Consider the following 22,346-nt stretch of genomic DNA (forward strand, 5'->3'; position numbering starts at 1 on the left):
CCCTGCGAGCTGAAGATTCCCCCTATGCCGCGGCGCTTGCGCGCTCTTCGGTTTCGGTGCCGTTCGCGAGGCTAGCAGCCTTCGCGGCCTCAGCCTCTTCGCGTTCAAGCACCTTCTGCATGGCGGCAATCGCACACTCAATCTGGCCGTCGTCGGGCTCGTTCGTGGTCAGGTATTGCATCTGCATGCCCGGCCAGAGGATAACCTTCACCAGCGGGTTATCCGGATGACTGCCCGCCCATTTCACCGTAATTTCGTAGGAGATACCCGCAATGACAGGCATCAGCAGAATGCGCACCGCAATAACCAGCGCCAACTTCGGCGCCCCATCAGACACACCCCACGCTTCAATGAGCGAGTTCAAAGGCGTCACCGTGTACACAATGATGGCAATGATCATCACCATAATGAGGAACGCCGTGCCGCACCGCACATGCAGGCGCGGGAAACTGCGCGCGTTTTCCGGCGTAAGCGGCAGCCCGTGCTCGTAGCAATGGATGGTTTTGTGCTCCGCGCCGTGGTACCCAAACATGCGCTTGATCTCGGCCATCCGCCCAATCAGCCACAGATAGAACACAAACACCGCCACACGCAAAAGGCCATCCACGACGTTCCACAACAGCGTGTTGCCATCGTACTCGCCCACAATAAGGTTCGTAACGAACGCCGGCGCCACAATAAAGAGCACCACACCCAACACGAGCCCAAACACCATAGAAACCGCCATAGCCCCCTTGCCGAATTCGGCCTCTTCATCAAGGAAGGATTTCTTTTTCCCGCCGTCATCCTGAGCGTCAGCCCCCGCCTGCGAAACGCCCGCAGATTCAGCCTCCGAAACAACCTCAAGCGACGTCTGTGCCCCCAAAGCATCTATCATCGTCTCAGGCCGCCCAAAGTCATCCTTCCAGGAAAATCCCCCCTCTTCCCCAGCGAGTGAGCCGCCTGTCTCCTGCTCCTGGCTCAAAGTTTCCCCAGCAGCACAGGCGTCTTCTCTACCCGACGAACCCGCGGAGGCCGAGGAGTGTGTGGAGACCCTCGCGCCACCATTTTCTTTTTCTTCAAAAGAAGCGAGCGAAGCGCACGAGCCCGTCTGCTCCGCAGACGGGCGAGCAGCGGAGCGCGGCGTCTCCGAAGGCTCCTCGGCCTCCGCGGGCTCCGCAGGATCGGAATCCAAAAACGCATGCTCCGCCGCAATCTCCAAAGCCTTAAAGCCCAAGACAAGCGACTCAACGAGCGCACGACAGCCCCGTACCAGCGGCCAATGCATCCACCCACGCCCACTGCGCCCCGAGGCCAAATCATGTTCCTCCAGGTAGATCCCCCCAGAGGGCTCGCGCACCGCCACCGACCAGTTGTACTTGCCGCGCATCATGATGCCCTCAAGCAGGGCCTGTCCGCCCACATGCGTCTTGCGCGCCCCGTCCTCCGAGAACGCGCGCGACAAATCGCTCTTCTTCGCGCCGCCCGCAGCCGACGTCTCAGACACTACCGCTTCCTGCTCGCTCATGCCTGCTCCCTCTCGACGCGCGGATAGGGGTTACCGCAGGTCATCTTCCCTTCCGGACACGCACCGCGCACGCACGGAGCACCCGCGTCGGCAAAGATAAACGGTGCCGTGGGTCGCGCCAGCTCCAGCATGCGGTGCGCCATGTCGCGGATTTCCCACTGCGCGCGGTTGCAGCAGCGCAGGCTGAAGAAGTGCAGCAGTTCGCGCACGTTCATGGTGATAACGATTTTCGTCTCCGCCGCGTTCGGCAGCAAATAGCGCGCGTCTTCCGCCGGCACGCCCGCGTCCAAAAGTGCCCGATAGGCCTCCTGTGCCTTCGCGATAGCCTCGTCGAAGAGCTCGCTCGTTGCCGGGTCGGCCGCCACGCTTTCCGGCTTCACCACCGGCAGTTCGCCCGAAAACTTCACGTAGCGCTGGCTTTGCTGATTGAAGCTGGCAATGCGGTGGCGCACCAGCTGGTGCGTGAGCGCGCGCGACACGCCGTCGACGGCAAACGTGTAGCTGGCGTGCTCCAGCGTGGAAAAGTGTCCGCTGCCCATGATGGTGGACAGCACGCTTTTCACGCGTTCTTCAGGCATGGTTTCCATCAGTTCGGCCGCCCCGACGGGCGCGTAGCACAGGCGCGCGGCCGTGGCGATGGCGCGCTCCGGGTCGGGGGTGTGATACAGCAATTCGACGTGCATGGGACGTTTTCTCCTCATTCCGGAATAAATTGGACGTTGTGCTCTCAGGGAAGCCTTCTCTTTCGCTACTATAGTACCCGATGCCGCACACCCTCGAAGCGAAAGGCACCGCCATGCCCGAAAACCACATGCCCGCTGCGCCGAGCGGCGCGGATCGGCCCGCCACGAACACGTTTGTACCGCTTCTGACCACGCGGGATTGGAATGCGGAGTGGAAGGAATTGCAGAAGGTGCGGCGGCGCGCGGACGACTCTTCGTATTGGGACAAGCGCGCGGAAACGTTCACCTCGAAGGACGCGCCGACGCCCTACGTGGAGCGATTCTTGGCGCTGGCAGGCGTGCGACCAGGCGAAACAGTGCTCGACATGGGGTGTGGCACGGGTGCGCTGTCGCTGCCGCTCGGGCGCGCGGGACACGAGGTGATAGCAGCCGATTTTTCGCGCGGCATGCTTGATCGCATGGAGGAAGCGCTCGCGCGCAACGGCGTGACCAGCGTGCGCCCCGTGCTTATGAGCTGGGAGGATGACTGGGCCGCTCACGGCATAAGCCCGGAGTCGGTGGATGTTGCGCTGGCGTCGCGCTCCATTGCCACGGCGGATTTGAAGGACTCGCTCATGCGCCTGACCGACACGGCGCGGCGGCGCGTGGGTATCACGCTGACCACGGGTTCTTCGCCGCGCACCGACGCGCGCCTGATGCAGGCCATCGGGCTGCAAGAGCTGCTGGGACGCGACTACCTCTACGCGTTCAACATCCTGGCCGACGCGGGCCTCATGCCCGAGTTAGCCTATATCGAAAGCACGCGCGAGGTCACGTTTGACTCGTTCGACGAGGCATACGCCGAGTTGACGCACATGGTGGAAAGCGCCGCCGGGGGCGTCGTGTCGTCTGCCGAGTTGACGCGTGCGCTGGAACGCCTGCGCACGTGGACGAAGGAAACCCTCGAGCCAAACCCCCACGCCGGCGAACCCGACGCCGACGGAGAGCCCACCAAACCCCTCCGCCTCCACGGCGGCCGCACCATAACCTGGGCCTTCATAGCCTGGAACAAGTAACCTGCGCGAACGCCTGCTTTGCAGCGGCAATGGCCAGAAGTACACGGTTTTCGCGGTTGAGCGCCGACGCTTCGGGGTCATAGTCAACCACGGTTATCGGCATGGTGGGATAACGTTCGGCCATGCCATGCAGCGCGCCGCGGGCGTGAACGTGACCCTTGAGGCAACCGAACGCTTGCAGATAGATCACCTGGTTCACGCCAAGTTCTGCGAACCGGTCGAGTTCGGACAGATAACGCACCTCATCGGTAAACAACCCCTCGGGGCGCGGCAGAACAACCTCGCACCCCTCGCACTCAATCAGGTTAATCACGCCATCATTCATGAACGCATCGAACACCAGCAACGCGTTGCCAATAATCCCAATGCAAGGCCGCTCCTGCTTGCCGGAAACCTGACAGCCCCAAGCCTGGTTAACACCAACCAAGGAGTGCGTCCACCGAACATCGACGGGACGCCCAGCAGCACGACTCACCAGGTCGGGCAAGGTATCAAGAAGGCAGTGACGGCACACCTCCGGCACCTTGATGCCATTCACGTCGGGGTTGTCCTCCGCCATGCGCGCCGTGCGACCCGCCAACGCCTTCACCACAAAGCACACATCCCCCGGCACCGTCCGTAGTGCCCGTTCAAGATCAGCCGGTTCAAGTGGGCCGCACAGCGGCGTAAAGGAAACACTACCACGCATTTCTTCCTCTGAAGCCGCAGCCCCCGTTACCGGCGAAGGCGGTTGCGTAAACGCTTCCTCACTACCTTCCACCTCAAGCGCTTCAGCCAAAGTGCGCAAGCGAATGCGAATATGTGCCGTGTCCGCAATGCCATCAATCTTAAGCGCCGTGAACGGGTGGCCTGCCGCCTCAAGCAGCGGGCGCACGAAGGCAAGGCTGGCCGCATCGTAGCCGCATCCGAATGATTGCAGGCAGACCAGTTCAAGATGGGGTTCCTTTGCTACCACCCGCGCAAGGCGCGCAAGATGGGCATCCCGCCCCCACGACCCTCGCGCGCATGCTTCGCGTTCTCCTTCATCCAACCCCACACCAAGAGGCGAAAGTACGGCAAAGCCCACATCGGTGAGCACGTCATCGATGCCATGCAGAACCGCCGGGTCGTGGTGATAGGGGCGCCCTCCCACCACCACACCACGGCCTCCCGCCGCGCGAGCCCACGCGAGTGCGCGCTCGTTTGCCTTACGAACCGCCTGTTCGAAAGCCTCTTGTGCAGCATGACCTGCGCCAAGAGCCGCCGTGAACTCAAGTTCCGTCACGGGCGGACAGCCCACCGCCTGAGCAGCCTCATTAAGACAGGCACGCAAGGCGAGTCGGTCCTGCTCATCCTCAACCAGCGAGGCACTCTTCGCACTACGGAGCTGGGGAGCCACAAACAGCACGTCCCCGTCGCGCACAACCGGAGCACAATCAGCCACCGCGTCGGCGTATTCACACCAGACAGGACAGCGATGCCCCCGCACGTAGCGCGGCATGAACACAATGTCCGACTTCGCATTTCTGACCAGGTCATACAGTCGTGTATGCGCGAGCCGTGCCGGATAGCACACACTTTCCGAAGGGACGGTTGCCGCGCCTTCGCGCGCCGCGCCGCTCTCTTCGGCTCTCTCGTCGTTGGGCACCACAATCGAGAAGCCCAGGCTTCCAAAAAACGCATGCCAGAACGGCACTTGGGTGTACAGGTTCAACGTATTCATAAGGCCAACGCGCACGTGCGCACGAGGCCCCAACCCAGCACTATCAGAAAACCGCGCGAGCAACTTTTGAGTGAGCGCAATAACATTCGGTGGACGGCGAAGAGCCTGCGGGGTAATGCTGGCCGCTCCCACCACTTCCCAAGCGCGGTTACATCGGTTGCCGCTAACGAACAGCCTTCCTCCGCCAAAGTCAACCAACGACAGCGAGCAGTTGTTGCCGCATCCCGCACAACGCGCGGTACTGCGCTGCGGCACAAGACCAGCGAGTTCTTCTCTCCCTATCAGGCCGCTGCGCACGCAGTCCTCCCCCTGCTGATGCGCCGCCGCTTGTGCCCGGGCGCGCGCGGTGAGCGCCGCTCCGATAGCTCCCATGAGATGCGCCGTGTCGGGACGCGTGGCTTTCACCCCACTCACCAGCTCAAACGCGCGCAGCACGGCATCCGACTTGAAGGCCCCACCCTGTACCACCACATGGTCACCAAGCGTCGCCACGCGATCGGCACCGATAATCCGAAAGAGCGCATTGCGAACAACCGAGTACGCAATACCCGCAGCGATGTCGGGAACCGACACCCCCATCTTCTGCGCATGGCGCACCCGGGATGTCATAAACACGGTACATTTCGTTCCGAGATCAACCGGCTCCTGCGCCGTTAGTGCCTCATCGGAGAAACGCTCCGAAGTTGAGCGCAGTGAGGCCGCCGTACCCGCAATGAACGAACCACAGCCGCTTGAGCAGGCCTCGTTGAGTACCGCATTCGTCACGCGCCCCTCGTGCACCCACAGAGCCTTCATGTCCTGGCCGCCGATGTCAAGCAGAAACGTGAGATCGGGGGCAAATAGCTGCGCCGCCCGCACGTGCGCGAGCGTTTCTACCACTCCCGAGTCAATCCCGAGGCCCGCCCTGAGCACGTCCTCACCGTAACCGCAGGCCGTCGCATGAGCCACGTATACGTCGGGCTCTCCATTTGCCGCCCGCGGCACGGTGGCGTAAAACTGACCCAACAGAGCGATGGCCGTTTCAAGCACCTCGCCACCCGTGTCTCGGTAATCCGAATACGCGAGCCGCCCTTCCCCATCGAGCACGGCAAGTTTGATGGCGGTCGAACCGGCATCCACTCCCAGATAGAGCGGCCCCTTACAATCAAACAGACGCACGCGCGGCATCACGCACGACGAGTGACCATTCCTGAAGGAACCAAGATCCTCTTCAGACTCAAAGAGGGGAGGCAGTGTGGCAAGATCGTTCTCAAAGTCGGGCATATGGGCCAGCTGTTCCTCAAGAGCACAGAGCGAGATAAGGTGACCAGAACCCCGCTCCTTCGCCTTCTGCGCACCAAAAAACGCAGCGCCGCGCGCTGTAAACAGATGCGCATCAGGTGGCTTAATACCCTCTTTAGCGGTAAGCCCCAGCGCTGAACGGAACCGGCGCGCCAGTTCAGGAAGATACTCGAAGGGCCCACCCAAAAACACCACGGTGCCCTCAATCGAGCGGCCGCAGGCAAGGCCACCAAGCGTCTGGCGCACCACCGCCTCCAAAGCGCTTGCCGCAATGTCGGACTTAAGAGCGCCCTCGTTGAGGAGCGGCCGGATATCAGCCTGCGCAAACACGGCGCAGCGCGACGCAATGGGATAGAGGCGTTTCGCCCCCAGTGCAAGCTTACTCATGTCGTCTGGCTTCGCACCTATCAGATAGGCTACCGTGTCGATGAACCCACCCGTCCCGCCAGCACAAGTGGCGTTCATGCGCTGTTCAAGTCCTCCGGTGAGATACACCACTTTGGCATCTTCGCCGCCAAGCTCAATGAGGGCATCCGCTTGGGGATACGCTCGTTGAACCGCCTCCGTTGTTGCGACAACCTCCTGCACAAACGGAAGTCCTACTGCCTCGGAAATGCCGATGCCCGCCGACCCTGTTACCCCAACGGTGCCCACGATGTCGCCGTAGCGCCAGGTCAGTTCATGCAGCGCTTGGGCAAGCGTCGACTTGATGTCCGACCGATGCCTCCGATACACCGCGTGAACGGTGGTACCGCACTCATCTAAAACGACCACCTTGATGGTCTTTGAACCTGCGTCTATGCCAATGTGGTAGCCCACGAGCTATTCCCTCTACTTTGCCACGCAGCTAGACGGCCACCGTCACCTGGAGCGCGTAGAAAACCAGGCGAGCGCAGAACACGCCAACAAATACGCAGATCACCGCTATGACGGAGTGGTACCCTGTCTCCTTTGTGCGCAGCGCCATCACCTCAAAGAGCAGTGCTGCAGCAAAGCAGAAGAACCCCACCACGCTCTGGGAAGACGACACCCCCACCAGATCGGCGCCCACCCCGCCGGCGCCACTTACCGAGGCAGCCACCATCAACTGCGCAGCCAGCCCACCCATTCCCAGCACAGCCCCGCAGGCCGCACTTGCAACCAGCACCTTTTTCACCGATGATGCGCCAAGCGCGTCCGCTTTTTCGAATATCAACGTAGCTAACGCAGAACCACCCAGCAGGGCACACCCCAGCATCTGAATGGGAGTGGCAAGCGTGGTCCACGAAGGATCGGCGCTCAGCTCATGTGCGATACCAACTACCCACACGAACAGTACACCGAGCACACCCGCGCCATACAGCAGAAGCTTCTGCCCACTTTCGGCTACTCGACCCCCGTTCGCCACGACGCAGTGGGCGACAGCCAAAAGCACCAACAGTCCGCCCACGCCAACCACGACAAACGGTAGCACGCCGTCCACACCGCGCAGCAGCACCACCGCGCCCGTCTGGTCTTGGAAGGCGAACCACGCGGCTACACACCCAAGCACGAGGGCAAGACACGGCATGATAGTGAGCGTAGCGATATTCTGCAGCTGCCTGCGCTCAGGCCGATATACCCCTGCCAGCACAGCCAGCACCGCAAACGAGCCCGCTCCAATCAAGGAGAAGGTCGCACCCAGCGCCAACGGCACGTTGGCATACACCGATTCCACGCTTCCCCCTCCCCTTCGGCACTCACTCCAGCCTAGCGGTTGTCCGACTTATCCAATCCTGGCACGTACACCTTCCGCTCGGGAACGGTGAGTTCAGCACCGCACTTAGCGCACACTTTCGCCGAAGGTTTGTTGAGCGTGCCACACGCGCCACACAAGCCCCGCGGCTGCGTGACCAGGCGCGAACCCTGGGCACCCGCGCGTTTTTTGTTCTCGCCGTTGCATTTACCGCACAGCTCACACGCAAATCCACAGGCCACGTTCGATCCCTTCTTTCACCACGTCATACGCCACGTTTGAGAACCATCCTCCGAGGCCACGTCCGACCAAAGTGCCTCTGGTCAAACGTGGCCTCGGACTACTCCGTCACGCCCCAGAACCAACTACCGGCTTTTTATGTATCCGAAGACGGAGCATTGTTCGGCGTTCCCGGAGGCTTCGGCGCGCCGGGAGCGCCAGGGGCGCCGGGTGCCGCAGGCTTACCGGGACCGGCGGTCGCGCCGCATGACGGGCATGCGTCGGCGTTCGCGGGAACCTGAGCTCCGCATTTCGGACATTTGATAGGACCGCCGGTGGCAGCGGCTGCTGGTCTGAAACACATAGATAACTCCTTCGTTGTTACTTCATGAATACTGGCAGTGGCCAAGACAGCCCGCAGCGATCACGCAGTGCCTCCGCCCTTACTGAGTAGCGATCTTTGCCTGAAGTTCCTTCGCTGCCTCTTCTTCCATGGCCACAAGCTTCTTATTCTTGCGAACCATAAACATGCACACCGTGGAAGCAGCTACGAAGCAGGCGCAAATGCCAAATGCGCCGGTGAACCCCAGGGAGGTACCCGCAATGGCAGCCACCAGCGGAACACCAACCGCGTCGCAAATCGGCTTGCCGAGAAATACGATGCCGTAGATGGCACCGAAGTGCTTCGGGCCCAGATACATGGCTGTCGCTGACGAGAAACACACCGCCGAAGAACTGAGCGCCACGCCGAAAAGGATGGAACTCGCAAACAAGAGCACAATGTTGTCGCCGACGAAAATGATCAGGATAAGTCCAATGACGGCGAGCGAGTTAAGAATGCAGTAGGCAATACGCGGGCCGACAAAGTCGATGATGACACCAGAGGCAAGCTTGCCAAAAACACCGGCGAGCGAGATGGTGGTCATGAACGCACCAGCAATCGCAAGGTCAAAGCCGTTGCCCACGATATAGGTGGGGAAGTTCTGGAAGGGGCCCTGCTCGCCAATGCCAATGAGGGCAAAGGCAATAGCAATGAACCAGAACGTGCTGGTCTTCAGCGCTTCACCGCGCGTCAGGCCCACGAGTTTCGCAACGCCAGCCGTCTCGGCCTGCGCGGCGGCTTCTTCTTCAGACATGCCGTCAGGCAAAAGACCCACTTCCTGGGGCTGCCACTTCAGCAAAAACGCACCCACCAACAACACGACAAACGCGATGCCCGCAAGAACCATCGGGGCGGTTTGCCAGTTGCCCGATGCCACGGCGGCCGGCACCAGCTGACCTACAATGAGCGAACCGGGGAACATGGCCGACCACACAATTGCCACCGCAATGCCACGGCGCTTGTTAAACCAGTTGTTCGGTATGCCGGACAAAATAACCATGCCGCCGAGGGCAGAACCGATACCCATAACCACATAGGCGGCATATACTTGCCAGATCTCGGTCATGAAACCCAAGATCAGGAAGCCACCCGAGAACAGAACTGCTGAACAGAGCATGGATCCGCGCAGCTTGATCTTGTTGATAACGTCGCCCACGATAAGGCTTGCAAAGCCCGCGGACAAGGCATAGATAGAAAACCCGAGCGCAACTTCTGCCGGCTGTGCACCCAAAGCCTCCGTCATGGGCACCTTCAAAATACTGAAGCTGTACAGGCCGAAACCCTGCGTGACAATGGCCACCACAAAGGCAATGGCAACCTGTATCCAGCCCTGCGTGAAGAAGACACCGCTTTTCTTAGTTCCTGACATTGGTTTTCCTCCTCGTAAAGTGGACGGGCGAAACGCGGCCGAGGCCACACCCCTTTCTCGCCCCATCCGTTTCCCGCCGCCCGTCCGCACCAGGGACGGGCGGCGGCGTGTTACCCCTCGTGTGTCAGACGAGAGAAGCTATGCCGTGTACATGTTGCAGTGGCGGCCATCGGCTTCCTTGACCATCTCCGAAAGCGGCCCAATACGCAGCGCCTGACCCGGACAGCCGGTGACGCACAGCGGGTTTGGATCCTTCGCGTAGCACGCGGCGCACTTATCCAGCACCGGGGCCACCACGTGATACGTGCGCAGCTTTCCGTCCACGACAAACGGGGTGCGGCGAATGACGCGCATCCAGTCCTCATCGTAGGGATAGCGCCACGTTTCGCGGCATGCCGCTTCGCATCCGTAGCAACCGGTGCAATCATCGAGGTCGTGAAGAAGGGCTATACCTTCGCCGTTAACGCGCTTCTTCATTACAGATCACCCCTTCCAGGATAGACTTTGACAAGGGAGGAACGCATCGGCGTCGCTCCATATCCCGGCTCAGCAGGCGTGGAGGGAATGAGCACGTTGCCGTTTGCCTTGTCCCATCCGTAGCCAGGAAGACCCAGTTCCTTGCACTCATCGCGCCAGCCGGGACGCGGAACGCCAATGACACCTTCTTTGATCTCGCGCGTGACGTAGGCCTTCGAAATCATGTGTCCAACACGCGATTCAACGGTCATCCATTCGCCGTCGGTGATGCCATACTTGCGTGCATCGTTGGGGTGAATCATGACGAACGGGTCGGGATACATCTTGCGCTGAGCAGGGATGTTGGTCCACGCAGAGTGGAAGAACGAGTAAATACGGATGCCCGTCACCACGACAAGCGGGTATTCTTCCGCCAGTTCAGGCGTTGAAACCGGGGACTCAGAAGGCTCTTCAAAGTCAGGCAGCGGGTCGTAGCCGAAGGCGGCCAGCGACTCACACCAGAACTCGATGCGACCCGTCGGCGTGGGCAATCCAAGCGAGCCGTCGGGGCGCAGCATGCCCTTCTCGTACTTCTTCTCCACCACTTCGCCCTGCTTACCGCCGGGTTCGGTTGAACGGTACTTCTCAGACTGGAATTCATCCCACGTCATATCGAAGCCGTAGAACTCCTTCATGCGCCAGAGCACCATCTCCTGGACGTCGTTCCACCACCAGTTGTCGGGGTCGATACGCTTGCCCCACTCAAGGAAGAACCGCCAGTCACACCAGCACTCACCGGGCGCGTCCACGGCCTTGTCGAACGTGAACAGGAAGTTGCCGTCGAGCTCTTCGTCGTAGGAGTAGCGCTCCGACCAGTCAGCCGAGGGCAGCACCATGTCAGCGATCTTGGCGGTTGGTGACATGTAGAAGTCCTTGACGCACACAAAGTCGAGGTTAGGCGAGGTCATAGCCTGGTACGTGAGGTTCGTGTTCTCGTAGCACAAAAGTGGGTCGTTGGCGATAGCGATGTAGGCCTTCACCGGACGAGGCTCGCCCGTGATGATGGCGTTGAACACCGCGTGAGGGTCGTTGGAGCGGCCGAACGACTTGTAGAGCGGATGCTCTTCGCCGCCGAACGTGAAGAGCTCGGGGCGCCCGGGGTCCTTCGCGGAATCCCAGAGCGTAATCTTGTCGTCGAGCATGACCGAGAAGGACAGAGGAATGGGAATGCCACCCTTCACGTCGAGGTGACCGAGCATACCCTGCAAGCATGCGATGGCACGGCCGTTCTGGATAGCGTTCGTGTGCATACATCCCGGCCCCAAGCCGATGCACATGCCAACCGGACCCCAGTTGCCCATGTATTCCGCGGCAAGGCGGATGTCGTCGGCGTCAACCTGGCAGATTTCAGCAGCGCGCTCGGGAGTCCAATCTTTCACGCGTTCGGCAAGCTCATCGAAGCCATACGTCCAGTTCTCAATAAACTCGGGGTCGTACCACTTGTTCTCGATGATCTCGTGCATAAACGCCATGGCGAGCGCAGCATCGGTACCGGGGCGCGGCTGCAGGGCCACGTCGGCGTGCTTGGACATGTCATGGAAGCGCACGTCAATGACAATAAGTTTCGTCATGCCCGCCGCCTGGTTCTTGAACACTTCCTTGCACCAGGCGGTTTCCATAGCGGGGTTCTGGCCCCACAACACTGCGCAGTGGGAGTTGCGCATATCGCCCGCCGCGGAGCTGAACACGCCAAGCGTGAAGGCGTTCGGCAAAATGTGCGGCATGAGGCACACGTGCGTGGGCACCAGCGACCAGCCCTCAAGACCAAGTGACGAGTTCAGGCGGCAGTGCCAGTGGTTTGCCACACGACCCGTACCCTGACCAGTGATGATGGCCTCAGGCCCGTATTCTTCCTTGATGCGCAGGCACTCGTCCGCGATGATATCCATCGCTTCGTCCCAGGTGATGCGCTCAAATTCGCTCTTACCACGGTTCTCGGGGTGACGGTCGCCCTTAGGATCCCAGTCCACACGCTTCATCGGGTAGAGCAGGCGCCCTTCAAGGTTGTTGTGAATCTCGCGCTCGGACATACCCGAGCCGCAGATGACGCCCTTGGACTTGATATTGTCGGGATCCCCCTCAATCTTCACGATTTGGTTGTCCTCGTCCGAGTAGACCAGGACGCCGCAACGTGCATGGCACGTCGTACACATCGTACGCGTTTTCTTCAGTGCCATTTCCTCTCCTTTCCAACCTGTTGTTAGGTGGGCGCTTCGCCGAGGCGCATTCGCCCACACCGGTTCCCTATCAGGAACGCTTGTGGTGACCCTGCCGCAACCCCGAAAGTTCATGACCTCTCAGAACCGCGCAAAGCCTGGCAACCAGATCCCTTCCTGCGATGCGCGCACGTCGCAGGAAGAGCGGAAACACAACATCGTGCTGAACTTTCAACCCATGCAGCAGGCTTTTAGCTTTTGATCTCTTTCGGTTGCCTTTCCTTGCCCGCTTTGAAGGGGCTCGTGACCACGGCAGCCAGCATGAAGCCCATCGTCACCAGCGCTGCCACAGCCAACACCACGAAGGCGTTAAAGTAGCCGAGAAAGCCAATGACAATCGAAAGACCGAACAAGACGGTGACGGCGCCTAAGTAGTAGCCCGCCAAACCAGCCGAGTTAATGCCCGTGTAATCTTTCATGCCGTAGAGATCGGGAACGAACAAGCCCGGAATCATCGTTGAGTACGAGATGAACGCGCAGAGCACAATGCCTATCACCGCAAGCGGGAACAGCTGCGTTTGACTCCAGATCAGAAGGCAGCCAATTCCCAGGGCAAAGCCCAGGTAGATCATGATGCTCATCGCCTTAGCACCAATTTTTTTCAAGATGAAGCCCGAGGCAAGTTTCAGAAACGCCGCCGCAAACGAGTACAAGCTGAGCATTGCTGCCGCGGTGGTTGCCGCCATCCCGAAAGAGGTGTAGTAAACGCTCGCGTACGACGTGATTCCCGACGCACACCAAGCAACGAGGAACATCGCTATCAGGAAGAAGTAGATGGACGCGCCTTTCTTCAGCGTTTCGGCGAAAGTGTAGCCGGGGATATCTTCGGCAGGCGCGCTCGCCGGGCCGGAACCCTCGGCCTTGGCGGCCAGTTTGCGGCGAGGAATCTTGCCAATGAGCACCAGGTTGCAGAACACACCAATCACAACGATGCCCACCGAGTAGATAGTAAACAGCTGTGAATACGGCATAACATTCAGCAAAACTGACGTGACCGCCATCCAGGCAGCAACCAGCAAAGCGGTGAGTCCACCCACGACGCCAAATGCCTTTTGCGTATTCTCGCCGTAGAACACCGCTACGACGCCTCCCGCTGCAGCATAGGTGGCGAACGCCAGCACGATACCGTTTAAGATGTTCGCAATAATCCAGAATACAAATGAGGTAGCGGTTCCCACCATATACATGGTGAGGGCGCTGCACACCGAACCAATAAGCATGCACCACTTCGGCGAAATGATGTCGATAATCTTCACGCCGACCGCACTCATCGCAAACGAAAGAATGGTTGCAACGGTGGGGCCTATCATGAACGTGGTAAGGTTGACCTGCATGCCTTCAAGCAAAAATGGGACAATGGCGTTCATGACGGAGGTGCCGCCCGACGCGCTTGCCAAGATGAGGGTCACGCCGACCGCTGCAGCAGTTTTTCTCCCCTTGCTGTAGCCCATGGTGATTCATCTCCCTTCTCTTTACGTCCGAGTTGTGTCGTATGCATTCCCGTGCTGCCTTCTAGAAATGCAAGGATGCCTGCGCCCGACGTTGCGCGGCGTTTGAGGCCATATCCCCTCCCCCCTGCCCTCTCAGCCGTATCTCTTCGCGCCTGTTCCCTGGGTGACCCTCGAAGCGCCATGCGCCCGACACACGGTGGAACGAATCCGCCTTGCCCGCCTCCTTTTGGGCGAAAAACGGTGCACGAAGAAAGCCCTGTTGAGGGTTCGTTTCGCATCGATGAAGAGCTGTTTGAAGTACTGGCTGACGCATCGGATCGGCGTGAGCCTTACCGAATCGATACCGTTGATTGTACGGACATCGACCGCGGGAATCCAACAGGGTTCGCTCGCTCGCCAGGGTAACAAGAGGTTGTCCCATCGCGCGCTTTGAACCTGACTGCCTAAAACGTCACCTACGAGGAAAACCGCAGATTATAAAATGATTTCCGCTTTGTGGGAGGGTTTTTGGACAACTCTTTGTTTCAGCTACTCCCAACCTAAGGGAGTAAGACCATTCGCCTATAGCCGATATAATGAAGCCATAGACCAGGGGGTGGATATGCGTATCGAGGTCCTTGAGTATTTTCTTGAAATCGCCGATTGCAAATCGTTCTCACGAGCCTCCGAAAACCTCTTCATTTCGCAGCAAGGGTTGAGTAAATCCATGCGCGCGCTCGAGGGAGAACTGGGCGTTACCCTGTTTCAGAAAAGCGGGCGTGGGATCGAACTCACCGAAGAGGGTTCGATACTGAAGTCGTACGCCCTTGAAATCACGCAGCGCAGCGACAATTTACGCGACCATCTTTTCAGGCTGCAACTCAGTTCTGCGGAATCAACCGACACGGTACCGGTGTACGCCACTTCGTATGTCTGCAACGCCATCTACAACCTGCTTGACTGCGAGCTTGATGAATATGGACTGGACTGCTGCACTATTAGCGAATGCGAACTCAATGAAATTATTTCGGCTATTGGGGAAGGTGAGACGAGTTTCGGGCTAGTGAATATTCTGGAAGAAGACGTAAAGCTGCTTGAGGAATTCCCGTACTTGAAGTTTACCCCGCTGCTTTCCATGAAGATTATTGTGAAGGCTTCAAAAAACCTCGCGCCGGATTGCTCCAACGGTGAGATCACGTTGGAGCAACTTTCTGAGTTGCCACTGGCGTATTTCAACGAGCCGGTGCTGAACAAGTTTGTGAAACGGTCCTTCGAGAATGCACAGCTTGAAGTTCCCACCATTGTTTTGCACAGCACCAACATTGGGCGCATTAACACCTTGGTGAAGAATTCGAAGGCCGTAACATTCAGCGACACCTTCACACACTCCGTGAGAGGCGTTGAGGATGAGGTGGTATATTTTGACCTGCGTCCATCCCGCTGGTTTTCTGTGGGCGTACTAGAAAGCCCCTCATTGAGAAATAATGCGCACCAGCAAGCATACGTCCAGCGACTACGCGCCCTCATCAGGTTCAAGCACCGCAAATACATCAGCAAGTACGCGATGTAGGAGGGACGGGGGCTCTAGCCTTCTGTCCTTTGAACAGGGGCCTCTGTCTTTTGTCAGCTTAGAGCAACAACGGCGAAGCGCCCTCTGCCATCCTTCGGCAAACGCCATAACCGCACCCCCCTGTCATCCTGAGCGGAGGCGCGTAGCGCCGAAGTCGAAGGATCCCGCGCGGTGCCAACTGAGAGATTACCAGCTGACACCACACGGGATCCTTCCCCTGCGGGACTAGCTTCGCGTCGCGACTACGCTCCTTGCGGCGCTCCGCTCAGGATGACAAACGGGGCGCTGTTACTACAGCTCAATGCGTTCGAAGAGGTCTTTTCCGACGCCGCAGATGGGGCAGGTGTAGTCTTCGGGGAGTTCGTCGGCGTATTCGATGTGGCCGCAGACGGTGCAGCGCCAGGCGTATTTCGGCTGGCTTTCTTCGGCAGACGTGGACGTAGCCGGCGCTGCGGCGTCGGCATCGGGCAGATAGCTTGAGGCTTTCGGCGGGGTTTTGCCACCCTTTACCTGGTGATAATAGGCGTAGGTCATGGGCTCGCAGGAGGTAAGCTTCTCGGCCTCTTCTACTTCGCCCACAAAGAGAATATGCGTACCCAGATCAACTTCCTGCACGACGCGAGCGGAATAGTGCGCGCACGCGTGCTCGGCCACATACGGCAACCCAGCGGCGTTCACCGCACTTTCGCAGGCGGCGAACTTGTCGAGGTCAGTGCTGGAATGGAACCCGAACGTACCAATGAGCTCCATGGGTGCGTCCTGCGCGAGGCACGTGGCCGAGAAACGACCGGAAGAGCGGATGACCTCCGTAGTCACGTTCCCCTTGTTGAGCGCCACGCTTACCTGCATCGGCTCGGACGTGACCTGCTGAAACGTGTTGGCGATGCAGCCGGCCGCACGATCGCCATGCTTCGACGATATCACGTAGAGCCCGTAGCTCAAGCTGAAGAACGCGGTTTGATCGATCATGGTGCACGCCTTTCCGCCGCGACGCGCACGCCCGGCTGATGAACTGTTGCGGATGGCCCCCTGCGGCCCTTCTCTGTCAGCTAATGATACTAGTTATCATTAAGGGAAGCAAGGCTGAAGGCGCGGCGAACCGTGGTGCGTGCTTCTTCGCCGGGCGTGAGCGGCACGCATCCACCCCAGGCGGCGGCGAAGCGCTCTTCGGCTCGTGCGCGCAGCGACGCGCGCACTACCACAAGCGCATGCGGACACGCAGCCGTCGCGCCACGAGCGAGCAAGGCCATCGCCGAGGTAAGTCCACCGTTACGCTGAAGTTCCAGGCGCCCGAGTTCGTCCACCACCAGCAGACACGGCCGCGCGAGGTTTGAAGTTGTGGGAGAAGTTGCGGAAGGGGTTACGAAGGGGGCTCTGTGGGCGAGGGCGTCGAAGTGGGCGTTCACGCGCGTGAGAGCGGCTTCGTCTATCTCCCAGGCTAGGCCAGCAGTGGCGCTTTGGCTATACGGATCGAGCACACCTTCCCGCTGTGCCAGGTCGCAGCGGCGAGCGAACGTTACGCGCTCGCCGCCCGGCAGCAGCACGTTGTCGATGCCGAGTTTTTCGAACTCCCCTGCGCCCGACCCGAGCGGACGTTCGCGCACATCAACTTCCGCACCCGACTCTTCGCGCCGCCTCCACACGCCTGGCGCAAGAACGCCGCCGCACGGCACCCCTTCAGCTGCAAGCTCCACCACCAACCGCTCGAGCCAGCGCGTCTTACCCGTCTGCACCGCGCCTGTCAACAGGAACAACACCGGGGGCCTCCCCTTCTTTCACGCTCACACGTTTCCTCTGTATCAATCTGCATATCTTTCTCCTTGGTTATGTATTATACTCTAATAACTATATACTCACCGCAGGGAAATACGCGGCGAGTTCGCGCCAACGAGGAAGGAACGTATCGCCATGGGATGCCCCAAGAAGGACTGCTGCACACACAACCCGGAAAACGACGTCATTGCGTTTCCCGGCACGGACGGCCATGACACGCCGTGGAAGTTTTACAACCATCTGATCGGGCATATTCCCGAGGACCTCATCGTGCGCGACTTTTGCCTGGGCACGCATTGGTCCTACGTTGAGGCCGATTGCGGCATGGGCATCAGCTATACCTGTAAGGGCGGCGCACGGCGACGCTACACGCTTGACCTGCGCGGACTTCCGCTGCGCACCGTGGCTGAGTTGGCGAAGTCGTGGTGCTTCGAAGAGGCAACGCTCGGCGTGGCGGCGCTGAACGCCTACTATGCGCAGCCAGCGCTGCTGGATCCCCTGGGTGCCACCTACGATGAGCCGGTGGAGTTGCCTGATGGGACGCTGCGCAAGATGGACGCGTTCGAGTTGATGCGCCCGCGGGTTGAGGCTGCTGGCAGGGAGCGCGGCGAGGGTGGCACGCACGTGACCGTGGTCGGGCATTTTCCCCACGTTGATCGTATCCAAGAGTATGCCCAGCTCACCGTTCTTGAACGGAACTGCACGCAACCGCTCGATACTCCTGACCCGGCGTGCGAGTACGTGCTGCCGTCCACCGACTTCGCCTTCATCACCGGCGTCACCATCATCAATAAAACGGCACCGCGCTTGCTCGATCTCACGAAGCAGGCGACCACCGTATTTGTGGGCCCGAGCGTGGTCATGTCGCCCTTCCTGTTCGACTGGGGCGTGGAGATGCTGGCCGGCAGTATTGTAGCCGACCCCGAGAAGGCTCGCTTCGCCGTCAAAAACGGTGCTGGCCAATTCTTCGGCGAAGCCTTGCAAATGACCTGCATCAACCGTCCCTCCCACTAACCCGCCAGCAACGGAACCGGGGGGCTCCCCCTCCCTCTCTCCCCCCTTCCCTCCCCGGTTCCGCTTGCCCTACGCATAAGATTCTATTATTTCCGATTGATAATATTTCTATTCTAGGATATATTATGCACTATATTATTCCTATTTAAGATTAAATAGGGGCGAGGATAATAGGAACTCACGTTAGTACAGCAACCGAACGCGCAGCAGTGCATCCTATCGATGGAAACGCATCCCGGTGCGCTTCGCGACATAACGCGCGGCGGGCGAACCTTGTGCTCGTTGCACTCGGCGTTCTCGTTATTGTGGCAGTGATCGCTTCGCTTATGCTTGGCCGCTACCCCATCACGCCGCTGGAAGCCTTTGGGATGCTCGCCCACCAGGTGATTCCCTTCGATCCCTTCTGGACCGCCCAACAGGAAACGCTCTTTTTCCAGGTGCGTCTGCCGCGCATCGTGCTCGCCCTCATGGTAGGATGCAGCCTTGCCACCGCCGGCGCTGCCTACCAGGGCACCTTCCAAAATCCGCTCGTCTCACCCGATATCCTCGGCGCCTCCCAAGGTGCTGCATTCGGAGCAGCGTGCGCCATTTTGTTGGGCCTGGGAACGTTCGGCGTTTCGGCCTCGGCCTTCCTCTTCTCCATCGCGGCGGTGCTGCTCGTGCTGCTGGTGGGCTCGCGCGCACGCGGAAACCACCTGCTTATCGTGGTGTTGGCAGGCGTTATGGTAAGCTCACTGTTCCAAGCGGGCGTGTCCTTCACCAAGCTCATTGCCGATCCTACCGACCAGCTGGCGGCCATCACATACTGGCTCATGGGTAGCCTCACCGGCGCACGCTGGAGCGACATGGCGCTGGCGGCCATCCCCATGGCGGCGGGGCTCGCGGCGCTCTTTGCCCTGCGCTGGCGCATCAACGTGCTCACCATGGGCGACGACGAGGCTTCCACCATGGGCGTGAACGCCCGCCGCGTGCGCCTCATCGTCATCCTCGCGGCCACGCTTGTCACCGCTTCCGCCGTAGCCGTGTCGGGTATGATTGGCTGGGTAGACCTGGTCATCCCCCACTTCGCCCGCATGATCATCGGGTGCGACTATCGCAAACTCCTTCCCGCCAGCATGCTCATGGGCGCAAGCTTCCTTCTTATCGTCGACGACATCGCCCGCTTGGTGGCTACCTCGGAAATTCCCATTGGCATTCTGACCGCGTTTGTCGGCGCGCCGTTCTTCCTGTACCTCATCACCAGGAGAAAGCAGGAATTATGAGCATCGACGTCGAAAACCTCAGCTTCTCCTACGGCCGCCACGAGGTGTTGCGCAACCTCAATTTCTCCATCCCCGACAACACGCTGGTGAACGTGCTCGGGCCGAACGGCGTGGGCAAGTCCACCCTCTTTCGCTGCATTCTGTGCCTCGACACGAACTGGACCGGCCGCATTACCGTGAACGGCAAAGACCTGCGCACGCTCACGGTGCGCGAACGGGCGCACGAGATTGCCTACATCCCCCAGACGCATTCCTCCACGTACGCCTACGACGCGCTCGACGTGGTGCTCATGAGCGCCGGCGGCAATATCGGGCTCTTTGGCACACCAAAGAAACGCCACGTCGAAAGCGCCTGGGATGCGCTTGAGCGCGTCGGCATTGCGCACCTGGGGCACCGTCCCTACACCCGTCTTTCGGGCGGCGAGAAGCAGCTCGTACTCATTGCGCGTGCCATTGCGCAGAACGCGCGCACCATCATCATGGACGAGCCCACAAGCGCGCTCGATTACGGCAACACCGTGCGTGTGCTGTCCACAGTACGCCAACTGGCGCGTGAGGGCATGAGCATCATCCAGTCCACCCACCAACCCGACCAGGCGTTTCTCTATTCCGACAAAACGCTCGTGCTGAACGAAGGACAGGTGACCGCCTTTGGTGACCCGAAGGATGTCATCACGAAAGACCTGGTGAGCACCATCTACCACGTAGAGGTGGAAGTCAATTCCCTTTATGGCGATAAGGTGCGCGTCTGCGTGCCCGTACGCGAAATTGAGCGATAGCTACCGAAAAGTACTGCAAGGGAAAGGAAGGTACATGAGGAACACGGATAAAGCAAGGCGCGCCAAACGCGCATGGCTGGTGGCTGCGTGCACACTGTGTGTCGGGTTGGCGCTTGCCCTTGGCGGGTGCGCCAGCGGCGGCAGCACCGAAAGCGCCGCGGCTGGCGACACGCCCAAAACCGATCAGGCGAATCAGGTCGACACGGCTACCACCCGCACGTTCACCGATTCAGCCGGACGCACGGTAGAAGTGCCCGCGCAGGTGGACCGCATCGCTCCGGCTGGTCACACAGCCACGCAAATTCTTCTGACCATGGCGCCGGAGAAAATGGTAACCGTGTCGCAGGAACTCTCCGCTGATCAGGCGAAGTATCTGGGATCGAGCTACGCCGAGCTTCCCGTGACGGGTGCGGCATTCGGTGCAAAGGGCGACCTCAACAAGGAAGCCGTGGCTGCCTCGAACACACAGATCCTCATCGATACCGGTGAGTTGAAGGACGGCATTGTTGAAGATTTGGACACGTTGCAGGAGCAACTAGGCATTCCGGTTGTCATGATTGAGACCAAGATGGAAGACTACGGCGCAGCCTACGAAATGCTCGGCGAGCTGCTGGGCATGGAAGAACGCGGCGCGGAACTTTCCGCCTATTGCCAGGCCGCCTACGACGACACCGTGTCAACCATGAAGTCCATCCCCGAATCCGATCGCGTGCGCGTTGCCTACCTTCTGGGAGACAAGGGCACGAACACCATCGCGAAGGACTCCTATCAGGGGCAGGTAGTCGATCTCGTGGCAAATAATGTGGCTGATCTAGGCAAAGTTTCTGGCAGTGGCTCCGGTGTGGAAATTAGCATGGAGCAGCTAGCCCTCTGGAACCCGCAGACTATCCTCTTTGCCGAAGGCAGCATCTACGATAGCGTAAGCAACGACGCTGCGTTCGCCAATTTGGATGCCGTCAAATCAGGCAGCTACTACGAAGTTCCCGGCTCGCCGTGGAACTGGCTCAACAGTCCGCCGACGGTGAACCAGGTGTTGGGTATGCAGTGGCTCCCCCGCTTGCTATACCCCGATGCGTTCGATACCAGCATCTATGACGTGACGAAGAGCTACTTTGACCTGTTCTACGGCTATGATTTGAGCGAAGCCGAATTCAACGAGATTGCCGCCCACGCGCAGCCAAAGTAGGTGGTCAGCGATCAACGCTACACCCTCCCAACCAGCCTCCTCAATCAAAGCCCCCTCCAAACACGAACGCCCGGCCATATGGTCGGGCGTTCGGTGCGTTACGCAGTGTTACGTGGTGCTACTCGGCGGCGGGAGCCTCTTCGGTAGCAGCCTCGGCCGGTGCCTCAGCGGCGGCTTCCTCAGCCGGAGCCTCGGCGGCAGGAGCCTCAGCCTCAGCCTTGGCGGCCTTCTTGGCGAACTCCTCAGCACGCTTGGCCTTCTCGGCGGCCTTCGCCTCGCGCTCGGCCTTCTTCTTGGCCTCGGCCTCGGCGATAGCTGCTGCGCGCTCGGCCTTCTTGGCCGCCTCGCGCTCGGCCACGGTCTGCTTCGCGCTACCGAACTTGTCGGCGAAGCGCTGCACGCGTCCGCCGGTGTCGACAAAGCGCTGCTGGCCGGTGTAGAACGGGTGGCACACGTTGCAGATGTCGATCTTCAGCTCAGGCTTCGTGGAACGCGTGGTGAACGTGTTCCCGCAGCTGCACTTGACCGTGCACTCCATGTACTCCGGATGAATTCCTTGTTTCATTCTGGTTCTCCTTTACGGGGCCTTGGTTTCCGACCAAGGCGAAGACAAGCCTTTGTACTATAGCACAGCCCGCCCATCCACGCACGAAATTCCGCAGAATTCCCTGCGTTTCCACGGGAAGTG

General features: G+C 59.8%; 19 protein-coding genes. 6 read left to right on the forward strand and 13 right to left on the reverse strand.

Annotated elements, in window-relative coordinates; translation table 11 throughout:
* Nucleotides 1-22 precede the first annotated feature (22 nt).
* Both QNJ86_RS09255 and thyX read right to left on the reverse strand, forming a co-directional pair.
* Nucleotides 23-1,507 carry a DUF1385 domain-containing protein gene (locus QNJ86_RS09255; RefSeq protein WP_283832327.1) on the reverse strand — a complete coding sequence of 495 codons (1,485 nt, stop codon included), beginning with the start codon at nt 1,505-1,507 and terminating at the stop codon, nt 23-25.
* Nucleotides 1,504-2,190 carry an FAD-dependent thymidylate synthase gene (gene thyX, locus QNJ86_RS09260; protein ID WP_283832328.1) on the reverse strand — a complete coding sequence of 229 codons (687 nt, stop codon included), beginning with the start codon at nt 2,188-2,190 and terminating at the stop codon, nt 1,504-1,506. Before thyX ends, QNJ86_RS09255 begins: the two co-directional genes overlap by 4 nt.
* 113 nt (nt 2,191-2,303) lie before the next feature.
* Between thyX and QNJ86_RS09265 the strand changes: the two genes are divergently transcribed.
* Entirely contained in the window at nt 2,304-3,245 is a 942-nt protein-coding gene (locus QNJ86_RS09265) for a class I SAM-dependent methyltransferase (RefSeq protein WP_283832329.1), read from the forward strand.
* On the opposite strand, the gene QNJ86_RS09270 is transcribed toward QNJ86_RS09265, so the two are convergent.
* From QNJ86_RS09270 to QNJ86_RS09300, 8 genes are all read right to left on the reverse strand, one after another.
* Nucleotides 3,226-7,047, reverse strand: coding sequence for a BadF/BadG/BcrA/BcrD ATPase family protein (locus QNJ86_RS09270; protein ID WP_283832330.1), 3,822 nt, complete (start codon nt 7,045-7,047; stop codon nt 3,226-3,228). The genes QNJ86_RS09265 and QNJ86_RS09270 overlap by 20 nt on opposite strands.
* Nucleotides 7,048-7,075: 28 nt before the next feature.
* Nucleotides 7,076-7,924 (reverse strand): DmsC/YnfH family molybdoenzyme membrane anchor subunit, encoded by an 849-nt coding sequence (locus QNJ86_RS09275; protein ID WP_283832331.1) that lies wholly within the window; start codon nt 7,922-7,924, stop codon nt 7,076-7,078.
* Between the two features lie 32 nt (nt 7,925-7,956).
* Entirely contained in the window at nt 7,957-8,184 is a 228-nt protein-coding gene (locus tag QNJ86_RS09280; RefSeq protein ID WP_283832332.1) for a hypothetical protein, read from the reverse strand.
* A gap of 134 nt (nt 8,185-8,318) precedes the next feature.
* Entirely contained in the window at nt 8,319-8,525 is a 207-nt protein-coding gene (locus QNJ86_RS13915) for a zinc-ribbon domain-containing protein (RefSeq protein ID WP_365994605.1), read from the reverse strand.
* 79 nt (nt 8,526-8,604) lie between these two features.
* The gene (locus QNJ86_RS09285; protein WP_283832333.1) at nt 8,605-9,912 is read right to left on the reverse strand and encodes an MFS transporter; all 1,308 of its coding nucleotides are present in this window, start codon (nt 9,910-9,912) and stop codon (nt 8,605-8,607) included.
* 138 nt (nt 9,913-10,050) lie between these two features.
* A complete protein-coding gene (locus QNJ86_RS09290; RefSeq protein ID WP_283832334.1) occupies nt 10,051-10,389 on the reverse strand; it encodes a 4Fe-4S dicluster domain-containing protein in 339 nt (112 codons plus the stop codon).
* Nucleotides 10,389-12,605 (reverse strand): molybdopterin-containing oxidoreductase family protein, encoded by a 2,217-nt coding sequence (locus QNJ86_RS09295; protein WP_283832335.1) that lies wholly within the window; start codon nt 12,603-12,605, stop codon nt 10,389-10,391. Before QNJ86_RS09295 ends, QNJ86_RS09290 begins: the two co-directional genes overlap by 1 nt.
* 230 nt (nt 12,606-12,835) lie before the next feature.
* Nucleotides 12,836-14,095: an MFS transporter gene (locus QNJ86_RS09300; RefSeq protein WP_283832336.1), complete on the reverse strand. Its 1,260-nt coding sequence runs from the start codon at nt 14,093-14,095 to the stop codon at nt 12,836-12,838.
* Nucleotides 14,096-14,696: 601 nt separating this feature from the next.
* Between QNJ86_RS09300 and QNJ86_RS09305 the strand changes: the two genes are divergently transcribed.
* Complete coding sequence (locus tag QNJ86_RS09305) at nt 14,697-15,644, forward strand: LysR family transcriptional regulator (RefSeq protein WP_283832352.1); 948 nt, start codon at nt 14,697-14,699, stop codon at nt 15,642-15,644.
* Between the two features lie 291 nt (nt 15,645-15,935).
* Here the strand turns inward: QNJ86_RS09305 and QNJ86_RS09310 are convergent, their stop codons facing one another.
* Nucleotides 15,936-16,613 carry a flavin reductase gene (locus QNJ86_RS09310; RefSeq protein ID WP_283832337.1) on the reverse strand — a complete coding sequence of 226 codons (678 nt, stop codon included), beginning with the start codon at nt 16,611-16,613 and terminating at the stop codon, nt 15,936-15,938.
* A gap of 89 nt (nt 16,614-16,702) precedes the next feature.
* Nucleotides 16,703-17,401 (reverse strand): hypothetical protein, encoded by a 699-nt coding sequence (locus QNJ86_RS09315; protein ID WP_283832338.1) that lies wholly within the window; start codon nt 17,399-17,401, stop codon nt 16,703-16,705.
* Between the two features lie 151 nt (nt 17,402-17,552).
* On the opposite strand from QNJ86_RS09315, the gene QNJ86_RS09320 reads away from it, so the two are divergent.
* The 4 genes from QNJ86_RS09320 to QNJ86_RS09335 all read left to right on the forward strand — a co-directional run bounded on the left by QNJ86_RS09320 (nt 17,553) and on the right by QNJ86_RS09335 (nt 21,658).
* A complete protein-coding gene (locus tag QNJ86_RS09320) occupies nt 17,553-18,431 on the forward strand; it encodes a DUF364 domain-containing protein (RefSeq protein WP_283832339.1) in 879 nt (292 codons plus the stop codon).
* Nucleotides 18,432-18,706: 275 nt separating this feature from the next.
* Complete coding sequence (locus tag QNJ86_RS09325; protein ID WP_283832340.1) at nt 18,707-19,693, forward strand: FecCD family ABC transporter permease; 987 nt, start codon at nt 18,707-18,709, stop codon at nt 19,691-19,693.
* A complete protein-coding gene (locus tag QNJ86_RS09330; RefSeq protein ID WP_283832341.1) occupies nt 19,690-20,472 on the forward strand; it encodes an ABC transporter ATP-binding protein in 783 nt (260 codons plus the stop codon). Before QNJ86_RS09325 ends, QNJ86_RS09330 begins: the two co-directional genes overlap by 4 nt.
* 34 nt (nt 20,473-20,506) lie before the next feature.
* Nucleotides 20,507-21,658 (forward strand): ABC transporter substrate-binding protein, encoded by a 1,152-nt coding sequence (locus QNJ86_RS09335; RefSeq protein ID WP_283832342.1) that lies wholly within the window; start codon nt 20,507-20,509, stop codon nt 21,656-21,658.
* 118 nt (nt 21,659-21,776) lie between these two features.
* Here the strand turns inward: QNJ86_RS09335 and rpmE are convergent, their stop codons facing one another.
* Entirely contained in the window at nt 21,777-22,223 is a 447-nt protein-coding gene (gene rpmE, locus QNJ86_RS09340; RefSeq protein WP_283832343.1) for a 50S ribosomal protein L31, read from the reverse strand.
* Nucleotides 22,224-22,346 lie beyond the last annotated feature (123 nt).

The organism is Gordonibacter faecis, assembly GCF_030077735.1.
Classification (GTDB): Bacteria; Actinomycetota; Coriobacteriia; order Coriobacteriales; family Eggerthellaceae; genus Gordonibacter; species Gordonibacter faecis.